The following is a 644-nucleotide window of genomic DNA, read 5'->3' as shown; positions in this document are numbered from 1 at the left end:
GTAAGCATTCAGTAAACCCCGTCAGAACTCAGTCTTGATTCTTTATATTTTTGTACCCATAACCAATATTGTACAAAAATGAAGAATATGACATTAGACCAATTCAAGCAGACATACGAAGACTGGAAGTTGTCTGGTTTGTCTGTCCGGGATTATTGTAACAATACCGGATTTGACGAAGGTAAATTTTATTACTGGCGTAGGAAACTAACCGATTCAGCTCTTCCCGATACACAAGGATTTGTTCCTGTAAGAATGAACAATCTGAACGGTAAACTGAACATTACTACTGCTTCAAAAGAGATAGAATCTAAAAGCGATTCAGAATGTGAGATTATATACGCCAATGGTGTAACGCTTCGTATCAATAGTGCAATATCACTTGAGGTGCTAAAGTCATTAATCCTTTTATGCCAGTAAGCCATGTTTTGCCTCAGTGACTCAGATCGTTTTTTCCTTTACCCTTATCCGACTGATATGCGAAAGAGTTTTTACTCTCTGAGCGGAATCGTGACAGAGAAAATGGGTAAGGATGTACAGGAAGGCGATGCATTTATATTTATCAATAAATCATTGACCAACATGAAAATACTCCATGCCGAATACGGTGGGCTGGTGATATATAATATGAGACTTGAGAGTGG

The 644-nt window shown here is 38.0% G+C and carries 2 protein-coding genes; both read left to right on the top strand.

Features of this window, described 5'->3' with window-relative positions:
• Nucleotides 1-87 precede the first annotated feature (87 nt).
• Complete coding sequence (gene tnpA, locus I6E24_RS16580; protein ID WP_235329819.1) at nt 88-420, top strand: IS66 family insertion sequence element accessory protein TnpA; 333 nt, start codon at nt 88-90, stop codon at nt 418-420.
• 3 nt (nt 421-423) lie between these two features.
• Nucleotides 424-644: IS66 family insertion sequence element accessory protein TnpB (gene tnpB, locus I6E24_RS16575; RefSeq protein WP_262911946.1), on the top strand; the 221-nt coding region annotated here is incomplete at its 3' end.

This window comes from Bacteroides caecigallinarum, from assembly GCF_021530995.1.
Taxonomy (GTDB): Bacteria; Bacteroidota; Bacteroidia; order Bacteroidales; family Bacteroidaceae; genus Phocaeicola; species Phocaeicola faecigallinarum.
This window is presented reverse-complemented; position numbering and strand designations above follow the sequence as displayed.